14 protein-coding genes are annotated in these 14,128 nt (G+C 69.4%); 5 read left to right on the forward strand and 9 right to left on the reverse strand.

What is annotated here, in order from left to right:
• Nucleotides 1-56: 56 nt before the first annotated feature.
• Nucleotides 57-1,865, forward strand: coding sequence for a 3-hydroxyacyl-CoA dehydrogenase family protein (locus tag ASH02_RS03275; RefSeq protein WP_056686484.1), 1,809 nt, complete (start codon nucleotides 57-59; stop codon nucleotides 1,863-1,865).
• A gap of 112 nt (nucleotides 1,866-1,977) precedes the next feature.
• On the opposite strand, the gene ASH02_RS03280 is transcribed toward ASH02_RS03275, so the two are convergent.
• Together ASH02_RS03280 and ASH02_RS03285 are read right to left on the reverse strand one after the other, a co-directional pair.
• A complete protein-coding gene (locus tag ASH02_RS03280; RefSeq protein ID WP_056686487.1) occupies nucleotides 1,978-2,445 on the reverse strand; it encodes a VOC family protein in 468 nt (155 codons plus the stop codon).
• A gap of 11 nt (nucleotides 2,446-2,456) precedes the next feature.
• Nucleotides 2,457-3,047 (reverse strand): DinB family protein, encoded by a 591-nt coding sequence (locus tag ASH02_RS03285; protein ID WP_056686490.1) that lies wholly within the window; start codon nucleotides 3,045-3,047, stop codon nucleotides 2,457-2,459.
• Between the two features lie 290 nt (nucleotides 3,048-3,337).
• On the opposite strand from ASH02_RS03285, the gene ASH02_RS03290 reads away from it, so the two are divergent.
• A complete protein-coding gene (locus tag ASH02_RS03290) occupies nucleotides 3,338-4,126 on the forward strand; it encodes an alpha/beta fold hydrolase (RefSeq protein WP_235530238.1) in 789 nt (262 codons plus the stop codon).
• A 73-nt stretch (nucleotides 4,127-4,199) separates the two neighbouring features.
• On the opposite strand, the gene ASH02_RS03295 is transcribed toward ASH02_RS03290, so the two are convergent.
• From ASH02_RS03295 to ASH02_RS03305, 3 genes are all read right to left on the reverse strand, one after another.
• Entirely contained in the window at nucleotides 4,200-4,550 is a 351-nt protein-coding gene (locus ASH02_RS03295) for a VOC family protein (protein WP_056686493.1), read from the reverse strand.
• Nucleotides 4,551-4,584: 34 nt separating this feature from the next.
• Nucleotides 4,585-5,403 (reverse strand): MerR family transcriptional regulator, encoded by an 819-nt coding sequence (locus ASH02_RS03300; protein ID WP_056686796.1) that lies wholly within the window; start codon nucleotides 5,401-5,403, stop codon nucleotides 4,585-4,587.
• A gap of 78 nt (nucleotides 5,404-5,481) precedes the next feature.
• Nucleotides 5,482-6,012, reverse strand: a complete 531-nt coding sequence (locus ASH02_RS03305; RefSeq protein WP_056686496.1) for a CGNR zinc finger domain-containing protein — start codon at nucleotides 6,010-6,012, stop codon at nucleotides 5,482-5,484.
• Between the two features lie 38 nt (nucleotides 6,013-6,050).
• Here ASH02_RS03305 and ASH02_RS03310 point away from each other — a divergent pair, with 38 nt between their 5' ends.
• Nucleotides 6,051-7,025 carry an EamA family transporter gene (locus tag ASH02_RS03310; RefSeq protein ID WP_056686498.1) on the forward strand — a complete coding sequence of 325 codons (975 nt, stop codon included), beginning with the start codon at nucleotides 6,051-6,053 and terminating at the stop codon, nucleotides 7,023-7,025.
• An 83-nt stretch (nucleotides 7,026-7,108) separates the two neighbouring features.
• On the opposite strand, the gene ASH02_RS03315 is transcribed toward ASH02_RS03310, so the two are convergent.
• The 4 genes from ASH02_RS03315 to mce form a co-directional block, all read right to left on the reverse strand.
• Nucleotides 7,109-8,320: an AI-2E family transporter gene (locus ASH02_RS03315; protein WP_082564045.1), complete on the reverse strand. Its 1,212-nt coding sequence runs from the start codon at nucleotides 8,318-8,320 to the stop codon at nucleotides 7,109-7,111.
• Between the two features lie 8 nt (nucleotides 8,321-8,328).
• The gene (locus tag ASH02_RS03320; RefSeq protein ID WP_056686502.1) at nucleotides 8,329-9,681 is read right to left on the reverse strand and encodes a hypothetical protein; all 1,353 of its coding nucleotides are present in this window, start codon (nucleotides 9,679-9,681) and stop codon (nucleotides 8,329-8,331) included.
• Nucleotides 9,682-9,802: 121 nt separating this feature from the next.
• A complete protein-coding gene (gene ccrA, locus ASH02_RS03325; RefSeq protein WP_056686504.1) occupies nucleotides 9,803-11,143 on the reverse strand; it encodes a crotonyl-CoA carboxylase/reductase in 1,341 nt (446 codons plus the stop codon).
• A gap of 93 nt (nucleotides 11,144-11,236) precedes the next feature.
• On the reverse strand, nucleotides 11,237-11,692 hold the full coding sequence (mce, locus tag ASH02_RS03330) for a methylmalonyl-CoA epimerase (protein ID WP_056686506.1): 456 nt from the start codon (nucleotides 11,690-11,692) through the stop codon (nucleotides 11,237-11,239).
• A 129-nt stretch (nucleotides 11,693-11,821) separates the two neighbouring features.
• Here mce and ASH02_RS03335 point away from each other — a divergent pair, with 129 nt between their 5' ends.
• The gene (locus tag ASH02_RS03335) at nucleotides 11,822-13,006 is read left to right on the forward strand and encodes an acetyl-CoA C-acetyltransferase (RefSeq protein WP_056686509.1); all 1,185 of its coding nucleotides are present in this window, start codon (nucleotides 11,822-11,824) and stop codon (nucleotides 13,004-13,006) included.
• 1 nt (nucleotide 13,007) lies between these two features.
• Nucleotides 13,008-14,012 (forward strand): methylmalonyl Co-A mutase-associated GTPase MeaB, encoded by a 1,005-nt coding sequence (gene meaB / locus ASH02_RS03340; protein WP_056686511.1) that lies wholly within the window; start codon nucleotides 13,008-13,010, stop codon nucleotides 14,010-14,012.
• Nucleotides 14,013-14,128 lie beyond the last annotated feature (116 nt).

Consider the following 14,128-nt stretch of genomic DNA (forward strand, 5'->3'; position numbering starts at 1 on the left):
GTCCCGATCCGTGGGAGCGGATCGGGTGCTGCGGACGTCGTGCCATCATTCGATGCATGACGACCGCAGCGCCTGAGCCCACTGCCCCTCGCGAGATCTCGACCGTCGGCGTGATCGGCCTCGGCACCATGGGTGCCGGCATCGCCGAAGTCTTCGCCCGCAACGGCTTCACCGTCATCGGTGTCGACCAGGACGACGAGGGGGTGGCGCGTGGCCGCCAGCACCTCGAGCACTCGACCGGGCGCGCCGTGGCGCGCGGCAAGCTCAGTGAGACGGACCAGAAGACCCTGCTCGACCGCATCTCGCTTGGCACCTCGATGGCCGACCTGGCGCCCGCCGACTTCGTGGTCGAGGCGGTCGTGGAGTCGCTCGAGGTCAAGAAGGCGATCTTCCGCCAGCTCGACGACATCGTCGCGCCCGACGCGATCCTGGCCACGAACACCTCGTCCCTGTCGGTCACCGAGATCTCCACGGCCAACAGCCGTCCCGGCCGCGTGGTGGGCATCCACTTCTTCAACCCGGCTCCGGTGCAGAACCTCGTCGAGATCATCCGCACGGTCGTCACCGAGGCCGACGTGCTCGAGCGGGCGAAGTCGCTGGTCGAGCAGGTGGGCAAGAACCCCGTCGTCTGCGGTGACAAGGCCGGCTTCATCGCCAACACGCTGCTCTTCGGCTACCTCAACCACGCGGTGTCGTTCTACGAGGGCAGGTACGCCTCCCGCGAGGACATCGACGCCGCCATGCGCTTCGGCTGTGGCTACCCGATGGGCCCGCTCGCGCTGCTCGACCTGATCGGCCTCGACACGGCGTACGAGATCCTGGACACGATGTACAAGCAGGGCCGCGACCGCCTGCACGCGCCGGCGCCGATCCTCAAGCAGATGGTCACCGCCGGTCTGCTCGGCCGCAAGACGGGCCGCGGCTTCTACACCTACGAGGGTCCCGACAGCTCCAAGGTCGTCGCCGACGAGCGGACCCCGTCGGCCGACAACGCGCCCCAGCTGCGCCACGACATCACGACCGTCGGCGTGGTCGGCACCGGCACGATGGCGTCCGGCATCGTCGAGGTCTTCGCGAAGAGCGGACACGACGTCCTGTACGTCGGCCGCTCCCAGGAGAAGGTCGACGGCGTCGTCGCGGGGATCACCCGCAACTTCGACAAGCAGATCCAGCGGGGCAGGGCCACCGAGGACGACAAGGCCGCAGCGCTTGCTCGCATCTCCGGCACCACGAGCCTCGACGACCTGGCCGACGTCGACCTCGTGGTCGAGGCGATCGCGGAGGACCTCGCGATCAAGACCACGCTGTTCGAGAACCTCGACGAGATCTGCAAGCCTGGTGCGATCCTGGCCACCACCACCTCGTCGCTGCCGATCATCGCGATGGCCAAGGTGACCTCGCGGCCGCAGGACGTCATCGGCATGCACTTCTTCAACCCCGCCGCGATCATGAAGCTGGTCGAGGTCGTCACGACGGTCTCCACCTCCGACGACGTGGCCGAGTCGACGCGGGCGCTGTGCGACAAGGTCGGCAAGGTGGCCGTCTCGTGTGGCGACCGGGCCGGGTTCATCGTCAACGCGTTGCTGTTCCCCTACCTCAACGACGCGGTGAAGATGCTCGAGGCGCACTACGCGACCGCCGACGACATCGACACGGCCATGAAGCAGGGCTGTGCGCTGCCGATGGGCCCGTTCGAGCTGCTCGACGTGGTCGGCAACGACGTGTCGCTGGCGATCCAGAAGGAGCTCTACCTCGAGTTCCGCGAGCCGGGCTTCGCGCCCGCGCCGCTGCTGGAGCACCTGGTCACCGCCGGCTACCTCGGCCGCAAGACCAAGCGCGGCTTCCGCGACTACTCCGCCCGATAGTCCCTGACGTTTCGGCCCCTGACGCGCGATAGTCCCTGACGTTTCGGCCCCTGACGCGCGGTAGTCCCTGACGTTTCGGCCCTTCCAGAGGACCGAAACGTCAGGGACTGCCTCAGTCGAGGCAGAACTCGTTGCCTTCGGGATCGGCCATCACGATGAAGCCGTTGCTCATCGGCGGGGACGGCTCGAACCGCTTGCCGCGGGTGGCGCCCATCGCGACGAGTCGCTCGCACTCGGCCTCCAGTGCGGCCATCCGCTCCTCGGGACCGAGACCGGGCGCCGCGCGTACGTCGAGGTGCACGCGGTTCTTCGCGGTCTTCCCCTCGGGCACCCGCTGGAAGAAAAGCCGAGGCCCGCTGCCGTCGGGGTCCTCTGCCGCGGACGCGGAGTTCCACTCGCTCTCGGGTACGCCGGCCTCGGCCAGGAACTCGTGCCACGCCTCGAAGACGTCCGTGCCCTCCGACACCTCGCGACCGGGTGGGCAGGGGTTGACGTAGCCCAGGGCCGAGGCCCAGAACTGGCTCAGGGACTGGGGATCGGCGCAGTCGAAGGTGATCTGGACTGTTCGAACATCGCTCATGGCAGGCCCCTTCACTCGGCCCGGCGCCACGGCTTGAGCCACGGCGTCTCTGGCCAGCCCTCGCGCGCCGCGACCAGCTCATACATCGTTGCGCCGTCGATCGCCTCGCGGATGATGTCGGCGTGACCGGCGTGCCGAGCCATCTCCTCGATCAAATGGAGCCAGACCCAGCGCACCGACCAGTGGGCGATGTCGGTGGGGTTCCAGGGTGCGGGCGGCACCGGAACCGGGGCATCGAGGTCCACGGCGGCAATCGCCTCGAGGACCGCGGCACTCGCGTCATCGAACGCCTTCAATGCCCCGTCGACCGTGTCGCCCTCGAGCCAGGTGATCATGCGCTCGCGCTCGGCGTACTGCTCCTCCTGTGGGCGGTCGTCGACGACCGGCCCGGGCGAGGCGTTCACGCTGGCCGCCCAGCTGATCTGGTTGTGCGTGGCGTGCTTGACCAACGCACCGACGCTCAGTGCGCTGGTGGTCGGCGTACGACCGGCCTCCTCGTCGGTGAGGCCGAAGATGACGGCGCGATAGGCGTCCTGTTGCTGGATGACATAGGCGCGGAGGCCGTCGCGTTCGTCGGTGACAGGGGGAGCCTGGGCGGGCATGGGATGTCCTCTCGTCGGTGGAGCACCAGTCTGTCGTCCTTTCCGGCCAGTTCCTGACCGCTATTGCGCGGACTCAGAAATCGGGCACGGACGTCGCTGTGCCGCCGGCTTCCTCGACCAGCCGCATGGCGGGCGACGCGGCCCGTCGGCCTCCAGGCGTGCCGCGACACGGGCACACCACTGCGCTGCGGTGTCAGGCATGACTCCCACGATGACGGAGCGGTCCGTCCCTGCCAAGGCAATTGCGCCCACCCCGTCGTGGTACGCCGACCGCACCGTAGCCTGTGCCCGTGACGCAGAGCGACGTGTACCTGACCGAGATGGGCGAGAGCGGGTCGCGGGTCGTGTTCTTCCACGGGCTCTTCGGCCAGGGCAAGAACTGGACGCAGGTCGCGAAGTCGCTGGCCCCCGATCACCGGGTGACGCTGGTCGACATGCCCAACCACGGGCGCTCGGCCTGGACGGAGCATCTCGACTACGTCGAGTTCGCCGACCGTCTCGCCGAGCTGTTCTCGGCCGATGACCCGGTGGTGTTGGTCGGGCACTCGATGGGCGCCAAGATCGCGATGGTGCTGGCGCTGCGCCACCCCGAGCTGGTCGAGCGGCTGGCCGTGGTCGACATGTCGCCCGTGGACTACGCGAACGGCAGCGAGTTCGGAGTGTTCATCGAGGGCATGCAGGGCATGGACCTCGACTCCCTTGAGCGGCGCTCCGACGCTGATGCGGCCCTCGAGGTCGCCGCGCCCAGCACGACCGTGCGCAGCTTCCTTCTGCAGAACCTCCGACGTGAGGGCACCGGCTGGCGCTGGCAGCCCAACCTCGAGCTGCTCGGTCGTGAGCTCGACGTGCTGGGTGGCTGGCCCGAGGACCGGCTCGGCGACGTGGCGCCGTACGAGGGTCGGGTGCTGTGGGTCGCCGGCGCCAATTCGGCGTACGTCACCGACGAGTACGCCGATGCGATGCTGCGCTGGTTCCCGCGCGCGTCGCGGGTCACGGTCAAGGGTGCCGGGCACTGGGTGCACTCCGAGCAGCCCGAGATCTTCCGGCAGGTGCTGTCCCGCTTCGTCGAGTTGGCGTAGTCCGGCGAAGGCGCCGCCTTCGACCGCAACGCTCTCGGCCGCGCCGCCGCCGGTCAGCGACGCGGCCGGAGTGTCAACCCTTGGCGATGTCGAACAGGTTGCCCTCGGGATCGGCGAGCGTCACCCACTGGAACCCGGCCTCGTCGAACTCACCCAGGCGCTTGGCGCCGAGGTCCACCGCACGGTCGACCTGTGCGGTCCACGTGGAGGAAGCCAGGTCGAGGTGCACGGCGTTCTTGCCCGGCGTCCGGTCCGGCACCTTCATGAAGACGAGGGCCGGGCTGATGCTCCCGCCCATCCCGATGCTGGCGTAGTCCACGGTCGCCTCGGGGTCGACGGGCACCTCCATGAGGGCGGACCAGAAGTCCGCGAGGGCAGCGGCGTCGCTGCAGTCGAACGTCACGGCGGCCATGATGATGGTCATGATGAGCTCCTTGTTGTCGGGTGAAGCATGGGCGTCATGCTGACCGGAGTGGCCAGCAGATCTCGGTGCGGTGTTCGCTGGGGTGATCTGTCTCGTCGGAGCCGACCAGGTAGCGCTCCCGGATCGGGTCCGGCAGACCTTCGTCGTTGCGGGCCACGTGACTGCCCAGGGCGCCGTACGTCCGATCGAAGTCATCGAACAGCCCGACGTGCTCCGTGACGGCGAACCTGCCACCGGGGAGCTCCAGGCGGGTGACCGCGGCGTCCCCGGTCGGCTCACCGGTGGCGGCAGGAACCGGCAGGAAGGCGACCACCTCGCCGGCGTCGTCCTCGAAGAACTCGCGGGCGTACGTCGCCCCGGCCGGCCCACTCGCCTCGATGCCGAGCCGCCCCGCAGCCATCGCGAGGCGGCCGAACGTCTCGTCCGACCACTCGAAGATGTCGTCGATCGAGACAATCGCGGAGACGGCGAGCGCAGGGAGGTCGGGCACGGTGCGGTAGTCCACCGCGAGCGCCGGGCCGGGGGAGAGCAGCAGCCGCAGGGAGGCGACGACGTCCCTGGTGCGTTCGAGCTCTGTCTCCATGCGCGTGAGGTGCGCCTTGAGTGCTGCGTCGCTGGTCTCCTGGTTCGGAGCCGAGACCACCTCACGCACCTGCGCCACCGGCATGTTCAGGTCACGCAGCCGGCGGATCAGATGAGCCTGCCCGACCTGGTCGAGGTCGTACCTCCGGTAGCCGCTACCGACGTCGATGCTGGCCGGCTCGAGCAACCCGACCTCGTGGTAGTGGTGCAGCGTCTTCACGCTGAGGTAGGTGAGTCGGGAGAACTCCCCGATGGTGACGGTGGTGGCCATGGCGACGATCAAACACCCTCCGGTCACCGGAGGGTCAAGCCTCCTGTGGGCAGGGCTCGTTCGGTGGTCCGCGGAGGCTCAGCCCTGGCGGGCCCGGTAGGCGGCGACGGCGGCCCGGTTGCCGCAGGTGGTGCTGCAGAACCGGCGCGAGCGGTTGCGGGAGAGGTCGAGCACCAGTCCGTCGCAGTCGTCGTCGGCGCAGACACCCAGGCGCGACATCTCGTCGCTGCGGACCACGTCGATCATCGCCATCGCGGTCTCCACCATGATGCGTTGCGCCCACGGGCGGTCGGGCGCGATGGCGTGCAGGTGCCAGTCCCACTCGTCGTGGCGCACCAGCTGGGGGAGTGCGCCGGCCTCGGCCAGCAGCTCGTTGACCAGCGTCGCGCTGCGGTCGCGCTCGCTGGTCAGCACCTCGCGCAGCACCGGTCGCAGGGCCCGGATGTCGTCCAGCTCCGCGCGGGTGCGCTCGTGGCGGCCGGTGTACTCCCAGGTCGTCCAGAACGCGTCGGCCTCCGCGACAGTGGTCAGGGTCTCGGGCGTGACGGCGGTGTTGACCAGGGCGACGGCGGCCTGGAGCGACACCTCCGTGTCATGAGCGAAAACCATGTTGACACCTTACATGCCTGAGCGTAGCGTCATGTGCCATGACCGCGATGACTCATGACGTCCTCACACCTGTCTCGTCATCGCGGCTCGGCTCCGGTCTCGCCTTCGCGCTGGCTTCGGCGGCGTCGTTCGGACTCTCCGGGGCCCTGGCCAAGGGCTTGCTCGAATCCGGCTGGAGCGCAGGCGCGGCGGTCACGGTCCGCGTGTCGATCGGTGCGCTGATCCTGCTGGTGCCCGCACTGCTCGCCGTTCGCGGTCGCTGGCACCTGGTGCGCCGCAACGGCTTGCTGGTGGCGGCGTACGGCGTCGTGGCCGTGGCCGGTTGCCAGCTGTGCTACTTCTACGCGGTCGCGCACATGCAGGTGGGTGTCGCGCTGCTGATCGAGTACACCGCACCGGTCGCGGTCGTGGTGTGGCTCTGGCTGCGGCACGGGCACGCGCCGGGCCCGCTCACCCTGGTCGGTGCCGCCGTGGCCGCAGGAGGCCTGGTGCTGCTGCTCGACGTGGTCTCTGGTGCGTCGCTGAGTGTGGCCGGCGTGCTGTGGGCACTGGGTGCGATGATCGGCGCGGCCACCTACTTCGTGATCTCCGCCGACGAGGACAACGGGCTCCCGCCGCTGGTGCTGGGCGCGGGCGGTCTCGTGGTCGGCGCCGCCTGCCTGGGCCTGGCCGGCCTCGTCGGAGTGGTGCCGATGGCCGCCTCGACCGCCGATGCGTCGTACGACGGCATGCAGGTTCCCTGGTGGGTCCCTCTCGTGCTGCTCGGCGTGGTGACCGCGGCGCTGGCCTACACGACCGGCATCGCGGCCGGACGCCGACTCGGCTCGCGACTGGCCTCGTTCGTGGCCCTGACCGAGGTGATCGCCGCGATGTTCTTCGCCTGGCTGCTGCTCGACGAGCTGCCGGGCTGGCTGCAGCTGGCCGGGGGAGTGTTCGTGCTCGCCGGGGTCGTGATCGTGAAGCTGGGTGAGCCCCGGGCCGGGATCGAGGTCGGGGTCCCCGACCCGTCGTGAGTTCCCGCTGACCCGGCGCGAGTTCGCGAACTGGCGACGGGTCGACCTGAACTGGCGACGGGTCGATCAGAACTGGCGACAGGTCAGCGTTCGTCCTGACGGCGGACGAACACCTCCTGGGTGAGCAGCAGGATTGCGGCCGCGGTCGGCACGGCCATCAGGGCGCCGACCACACCGAGCAGGCCTCCACCGACCAGTGCCGCGATCACGGTGACCGAGCCCGGCACGCTGACCGAGCGCTGCATCACGCGCGGGTAGATCACGTAGTTCTCGAGCTGCTGGTAGAGCGCGTAGTAGACCAGGCAGGCGATCCCGACGCCCGGCGAGATCGTGAACCCGATCGCCGACACGATCAGCATGGCGATCGTGGCACCGACCATCGGGATCAACGAGAGCAGACCGACCACGAACGACAACGCGACGGCGTACTCGCCCAGGCCCACGATGAACAGGAACACCAACGAGGCGAGTGACGCGCAGACCGCGACGACGAAGGCACCGGAGACGTAGCCGCCGATGCCCTGGAGCACCCGGTCGCCCAGGCGGGTGACCCGGTCGCGACGCGAGGCGGGCGCGAGGCGGTAGAACGCGGCCTTGGTCTTCGGCAGCGAGGCCAGGAAGTAGAGCGTCAGCACGATCACGATGAACGCGTTCAGCAGCGCCGAGAGGACCGCGAGGCCGAAGCCGAGCACACCACCGAAGGCGCGCTGGGCGAGGTTGCCGTCCTCGATGTAGTCCTTGGCCTTCTGGATGAGGTCGTAGTCCTCGTTCCACTTCTGGACCCGCTTGTTCTCCTGCAGCTGGTCCAGCCAGTGGGGTGCGTTGCTGGTCAGCGCGGCGACCTGCTCGCTGATCACCGGCACGATCGCCGAGATGAACAGGCCGATCGCGATCAGCACGATCACGATCACCGACAGCACGGCCAGCGAGCGCCGCATGCCGCGTCGCTCGAACCACTCGACGAGCGGGTTAAGGCCGGCCGCCAGGAACATGGAGACCACGACCAGGACCAGCGTCGAGCCGATCGCCAGCACCTGCTGTCCGAGCCAGTACGCCGTCAGCAGGCCGAGGCCGCCGAAGAAACCGATGTAGTACGGCGAGTGCCCGATGGGTGGACCGGGCTGGCCGAGGTGCCGCTCGCCGACGTGGTGCTTCTCCAGATGCTCCTCGACCTCGTCCTCGGCCAGTTCGGCGCGCTCGGCAGCGTCCTCCGCGCGCTCGGCAGCCTCGGCAGCGACCGCCGCGTCGTCGACCCCGTCGTCCAGGTCAGGGCCGTGATCCCCGTGATGGGCCATGGATGCGCTCAGTCGTCGAAGCCGGCGACGACGTCGCGGAGTGCTCCGAGCTGGGCGGTGATCGCGTCGCGACGCTTCGTCATGCGGTCGACCTCGGCGCGCACTGCGGCCAGCTCGCGGTCGGCGTCGGCCTGTCCGGACGCGGTCAGGCTCTCGGCCTGGCTACGGGCCGAGGCGACGATCTGCTCGGCCTCCCGACGCGCACGGGTGAGCAGGGCGTCGGACTCGGACTGTGCCTGCTGGCGGTGGGCCGTGGCCTGGGTGCTGGCCTCGGTGGCGCGCTCCTCGGCTGCGACGGCACGCTGCTCGGCCTCCTCGACCAGGCGACGCGTCTCGGCGGTGGCGTTCGAGTGGTGGTCGGCGGCCTCCTTGGCCAGCCGCTCCTTCTCGACCGCGAGCGTGCGCCGGGCTTCCTGCACCTCACGGTCGGCGGCGGCGCGGGACTTCTCCGCCTCACGGGCGGCGCTGACCTTGGCGTCGTTGCTCTCCTGCGTGGCGGCCAGGCGCAGCTGGTCGGCCTCGCGCTTGGCGGCGGCGCGCAGGTCGTTGGCCTCGGTGCGGGCCAGGGCGCGCTCCTGCTCGGCGTCGGCGATCAGGCGGGTGCGCTGCTCGTCGAGCTCGGCGAGCTGGACGGTGCGCATGTCCTCGGCCTCACGGGTGGCGTCGGAACGGATCGCCTTGGCGTCCTTGGTGGCCTGGGCACGGATCTCCGTGGCCTCGCGGATGGCCTGGAGGCGGATGTCCTCGGCCTCCTCCTCGGCCAGGCGGAGCAGCTCGTTCGCGCGGCCGCCGAGCCCGGCGTACGACGGCGCCTCGACCTCGGAGACCTGCTTGCGCAGGCCGGCCAGTTCGGACTCCAGCTCGATGACCCGCTTCTCGGACGCGCCGAGGCTGTTGCCGAGGCCGGCCTTCTCGTTGGTCAGCTGTGAGAGCAGGGAGTCGACGGCGGCCTGGTCGTAGCCGTTGCGTCGTACGACGGGCAGTGCGGGGAGCCGGGACTGACCGGTCTGGGAGCCGCCCTGCGACGTGGCCTGGGTGTTGACCAGGCTGCCTGAGGGGCGCGCTGCGGGACGCGCGGGTGCGGCAGGCTGGGAAGGGACCTGGGCAGCGGGCCGGGCCGGCTGGGCGGGCGCCTGCGCGGCCGGCTCCTGCTTGGCCGAGGGCTGGCGGGCGGGCTGGGCCGCCGGGCGGACCGTGGTGCTCGTCTGGGTCGGCTTCGCAGCCGTCCTGGGGGGCGAGGACTTCTCGTCGCTCTCGCGCTTCACCACGGGGATGACCTGCGTGGCGTCGTCGGCGCCCTCGGGCGCGCCGCCCTTGGTCGGCTCCTCGTCGAAGATGGACAGGCCGTCGTCGCTGCTCATGGGGTTATTTCCTCCGTCAGTGGTGATGCATCCCGGGTTGCGTGCCAAGTGTGGCGGATGGACGAAAAAGAACACACCCCGGCTCGCGCAGATTGCGCGAACCGGGGTGTGATTTGGTCGATCAGATGCCGCGGAAGGCGTTGATCTTCGTCAGGTGCTTCTCGCGGAGCTCGTGGTTGAGCACGCCCAGGCCCTCTTCCGGGGAGAGCGCGAGGACGCCGACCTTGCCCTGGTGCTTGTTGTGGTGCACGTCGAGCGCGGCCTGGCCGACCTGGTCGAGGGTGTAGGTGCGCGACAGGGTCGGGTGGATCTTGCCCTGTGCGATGAGGCGGTTGGCCTCCCACGACTCGCGGTAGTTGGCGAAGTGCGAGCTGATGATGCGCTTCAGGTTCATCCACAGGTAGCGGTTGTCGTACTCGTGCATGTAGCCCGAGGTCGAGGCGCAGGTGGTGATCGTGCCGCCCTTGCGGGTCACGTAGACCGACGCGCCGAACGTCTCACGGCCCGGGTGCTCGAAGACGATGTCGATGTCCTCGCCGCCGGTGAGCTCGCGGATCTTGGCCCCGAAGCGCTTCCACTCCTTCGGGTCCTGCGCGGTGCCTTCGTCGTTCCAGAACTTGTAGGCCTCTTCGGAGCGGTTGATGATCAGCTCCGCGCCCATGCTGCGGGCGATCGCGGCCTTCTCCTCGTTGGAGACGACACACACGGGCGTGGCGCCACCGTTGAGGGCGTACTGCGTGGCGAAGCCGCCGAGGCCACCGGAGGCGCCCCAGATCAGGACGTTGTCGCCCTGCTTCATCTGGCCGCCGTTCTTCGAGACGAGCTGGCGGTAGGCGGTGGAGTTCACCAGGCCGGGGGAGGCAGCCTCTTCCCAGGTGAGGTGCTCCGGCTTCGGCATCAGCTGGTTCGACTTGACCAGGGCGACCTCGGCGAGGCCACCGAAGTTGGTCTCGAAGCCCCAGATGCGCTGCTCGGGGTCGAGCATCGAGTCGTTGTGGCCGTCGGCGCTCTCCATCTCGACCGAGAGACAGTGGGCGACGACGCGGTCGCCGGCCTTCCACTTGGTCACGCCGGCGCCGGTCTTGAGCACGACGCCCGAGAGGTCGGAGCCGACCACGTGGTAGGGCAGGTCGTGGCGCTTGGTGAGCTCGGAGAGGCGGCCGTAGCGCTCGAGGAAGCCGAAGGTCGAGACCGGCTCGAAGATCGAGGTCCACACGGTGTTGTAGTTGATCGCCGAGGCCATGACTGCGACGTACGCCTCACCGGGGCCGAGCTCGGGAAGCGCGACGTCCTCGACGTGGAGGGACTTGCGGGGGTCCTTCTCCTTGCTGTCGAGGCCCTCGAACATGCCGACCTCGTCCTTGTGGACGGTGACCGCCTTGTAGGACTCGGGCAGGTCGAGGTTGGCGAAGTCCTCGGTGGCGGTGTCGCCGGCGAGGATTGCGTCAAGAATGTGCTGCACGGGCGTGCTCCCTGATCAGTTGCGTATGGTCGGGCGATTTCGGCACAAGATACTGGTCGTTAACCGGCCGTGGTGGGGGATGAGACGGACGTCTCAGGCGTGGTCGGAGGCGGCAGCAGGCTCGACGAGCTCGACGAGCACACCACCGGCGTCCTTGGGGTGGATGAAGTTCACCCGCGAGTTCGACGTACCCCGCTTGGGGGCGTCGTACAGCAGGCGCAGGCCGCGCTCGCGCAGGATCGCGGCGACCTGCTCGACGTCGGTGACCCGGTAGGCGAGCTGCTGCAGGCCCGGTCCGGAACGGCCGAGGAACTTCGCGATCGTCGACTCGTCGTTGAGCGGCGCCAGCAGCTGGATGCACGAGCCCGAGTCGCCGACGCCGACCATGGCCTCGCGCACGCCCTGCTCCTCGTTGACCTCCTCGTGCACGACCTTCATGCCGAAGTTGTCGCGGTAGTAGGCGGTCGCCACGTCCAGGTCGGGTACGGCGATGCCGACGTGGTCGATGGCGATGAACAGGTGCTCGGGGACTTCCAGTGGTGCGGTCATGGGTCCATGGTCGTACGAAACGGTGGAGAGAGCGTGACGACGTCCACATCCGGGACACATGTTGCCGACGGGTAGGTCGGGGATAGGCTCGAAAGCATTCCATTCGTGTTTGACGCAGGAGGAACAACCATGTCGTCCGTCATCGTCGCAGGGGCCCGTACGCCCGTCGGCCGCCTTCTCGGTGGTCTCAAGAGCCTGAGTGCTGCCGATCTCGGTGGCGTCGCCATCAAGGGCGCCCTGGAGAAGGCCGGCGTCGCCGGCGACCAGGTCGACTACGTGATCATGGGCCAGGTCATCCAGGCCGGTGCCGGGCAGATCGCCGCGCGCCAGGCCGCGGTCAAGGGTGGCATCCCGATGGACGTCCCCGCGATCACCATCAACAAGGTGTGTCTCTCCGGCATCAACGCCATCGCGCTGGCCGACCAGCTGATCCGCGCCGGTGAGCACGACATCGTCGTGGCCGGCGGCATGGAGTCGATGACCCAGGCCCCGCACCTGCTGCCGAAGTCCCGCGAGGGCTTCAAGTACGGCGACACGTCGCTGGTCGACTCGATGGCGTACGACGCGCTCTACGACCAGTTCACCGACCAGGCCATGATCAACCTCACCGACAGCCACAACGTCGCCGGCGCCAAGCTGACCCGCGAGGAGCAGGACGCCTTCTCCGCCCAGTCGCACCAGCGTGCCGCGCTGGCCTGGAAGAACGGCCTCTTCGACGAGGAGGTCGTGCCGGTCACGATCAAGTCGCGCAAGGGTGACGTCACGGTCAGCCAGGACGAGGGCATCCGTGGCGACACGACCGTCGAGTCGCTGGCCGGACTGCGCCCGGTCTCCAAGGACGGCACCATCACCGCCGGCTCCGCCTCGCAGATCTCCGACGGCGCCGCCGCGGTCATCGTGATGAGCAAGGCCAAGGCCGAGGAGCTCGGCCTCGAGTGGCTCGCCGAGATCGGCGCCTCCGGCCAGGTCGCCGGCCCCGACTCCACGCTGCAGCTGCAGCCGGCCAACGCGATCGCCAAGGCTGCCGAGAAGGAGGGCATCGCGGTCTCCGACATCGACCTCTTCGAGCTCAACGAGGCGTTCGCGGCCGTCGGCATCGAGTCGGGTCGCCAGCTCGGCGTCTCCGACGACAAGATCAACGTCAACGGTGGCGCCATCGCCATCGGCCACCCGGTCGGCATGTCGGGCACCCGCATCGTGCTGCACCTCGCGCTGGAGCTCCAGCGCCGTGGTGGCGGCACCGGTGCCGCCGCCCTGTGTGGCGGCGGCGGTCAGGGCGACGCCCTGATCATCAAGGTCCCCGCGAAGGCCTGACTTGGTCTCCACACCTGACGCAGCGACGGCCGGCCGACCCCGTGGTCGGTCGGCCGTTGCCGTCCCCGAGCTCGTCGAGAAGGCCCGCACGGGGGACCCGCGCTCGGTCGGGCGCCTCATCTCCCTGGTCGAGGACGAGTCCCCGCTGCTGCGCGAAGTGATGGCTCTGCTGGCGCCGCACTCGGGCCGGGCGAGGATCGTCGGCATCACCGGCTCCCCGGGGGTCGGCAAGTCCACGACCACCAGCGCCCTGATCACCGAGCTGCGTGGTGCAGGACAGCGGGTCGGCGTACTCGCCATCGATCCGTCGTCGCCGTTCTCCGGCGGCGCGCTGCTCGGCGACCGCGTCCGCATGCAGGACCACGCGACCGACCGCGACGTCTTCATCCGTTCGATGGCCTCGCGCGGCCATCTCGGCGGTCTGTCGTGGAGCACTCCGCAGGCGATGCGGGTGCTCGACGCGTCGGGCTTCGACACGATCGTGGTCGAGACCGTCGGTGTGGGCCAGAGTGAGGTCGAGATCGCCGGCCTCGCGGACACCACGATCGTGCTGCTCGCGCCCGGCATGGGCGACGGCATCCAGGCCGCGAAGGCGGGCATCCTCGAGATCGGCGACCTCTACGTGATCAACAAGGCCGACCGCGACGGGGCCAGCACCGTACGCCGCGACCTGCGCGGCGCGCTCGCCCTGTCGCAGCGGCCCGAAGGCGCCTGGAAGCCGCCGATCCTGATGACCACGGCGCAGAACGGCGAAGGCCTGGCCGAGGTGGTCACCGCGATCGACGAGCACCACGCCTGGTTGGAGTCCACAGGGGAGCTGTTGCGGCGGCGTACCCGCCGTGCCCGCGAGGAGATCGAGGCGATCGCGTTGACCGCACTGCGCCAGAGATGGGGCGGCATCAGCGACCGGCGTACCGAGCTCGACACCCTGGCCGCCCGGGTGGCCGGTGGCACCAGTGACCCGTGGGCCGCGGCCGACGAGCTCCTGGCCACGCACCTGGAATGACGCGCCCGGGCGCGCCTCCGCGACACGCGGCGGCGGAGTTGCCACAATGACCGGGCATGCGTTTCCGACGCGCGCAGACGCACGCCCCGACGATTCACCTGAGGATGGAGATTGAG

Source organism: Nocardioides sp. Soil796, from assembly GCF_001429525.1.
Taxonomy (GTDB): Bacteria; Actinomycetota; Actinomycetes; order Propionibacteriales; family Nocardioidaceae; genus Nocardioides.

Excerpts from the sequence above, each read along its gene's own strand:
- ASH02_RS03335 (WP_056686509.1), top strand. The coding sequence starts at position 11,822 with ATGTCGTCCGTCATCGTCGCAGGGGCCCGTACGCCCGTCGGCCGCCTT.
- ASH02_RS03320 (WP_056686502.1), bottom strand. The coding sequence starts at position 9,681 with ATGAGCAGCGACGACGGCCTGTCCATCTTCGACGAGGAGCCGACCAAG.
- ASH02_RS03275 (WP_056686484.1), top strand. The coding sequence starts at position 57 with ATGACGACCGCAGCGCCTGAGCCCACTGCCCCTCGCGAGATCTCGACC.
- ASH02_RS03305 (WP_056686496.1), bottom strand. The coding sequence starts at position 6,012 with ATGGTTTTCGCTCATGACACGGAGGTGTCGCTCCAGGCCGCCGTCGCC.
- mce (WP_056686506.1), bottom strand. The coding sequence starts at position 11,692 with ATGACCGCACCACTGGAAGTCCCCGAGCACCTGTTCATCGCCATCGAC.
- ASH02_RS03295 (WP_056686493.1), bottom strand. The coding sequence starts at position 4,550 with ATGACCATCATCATGGCCGCCGTGACGTTCGACTGCAGCGACGCCGCT.
- ASH02_RS03300 (WP_056686796.1), bottom strand. The coding sequence starts at position 5,403 with ATGGCCACCACCGTCACCATCGGGGAGTTCTCCCGACTCACCTACCTC.
- ASH02_RS03310 (WP_056686498.1), top strand. The coding sequence starts at position 6,051 with ATGACCGCGATGACTCATGACGTCCTCACACCTGTCTCGTCATCGCGG.
- ASH02_RS03285 (WP_056686490.1), bottom strand. The coding sequence starts at position 3,047 with ATGCCCGCCCAGGCTCCCCCTGTCACCGACGAACGCGACGGCCTCCGC.
- ASH02_RS03315 (WP_082564045.1), bottom strand. The coding sequence starts at position 8,320 with ATGGCCCATCACGGGGATCACGGCCCTGACCTGGACGACGGGGTCGAC.
- ASH02_RS03280 (WP_056686487.1), bottom strand. The coding sequence starts at position 2,445 with ATGAGCGATGTTCGAACAGTCCAGATCACCTTCGACTGCGCCGATCCC.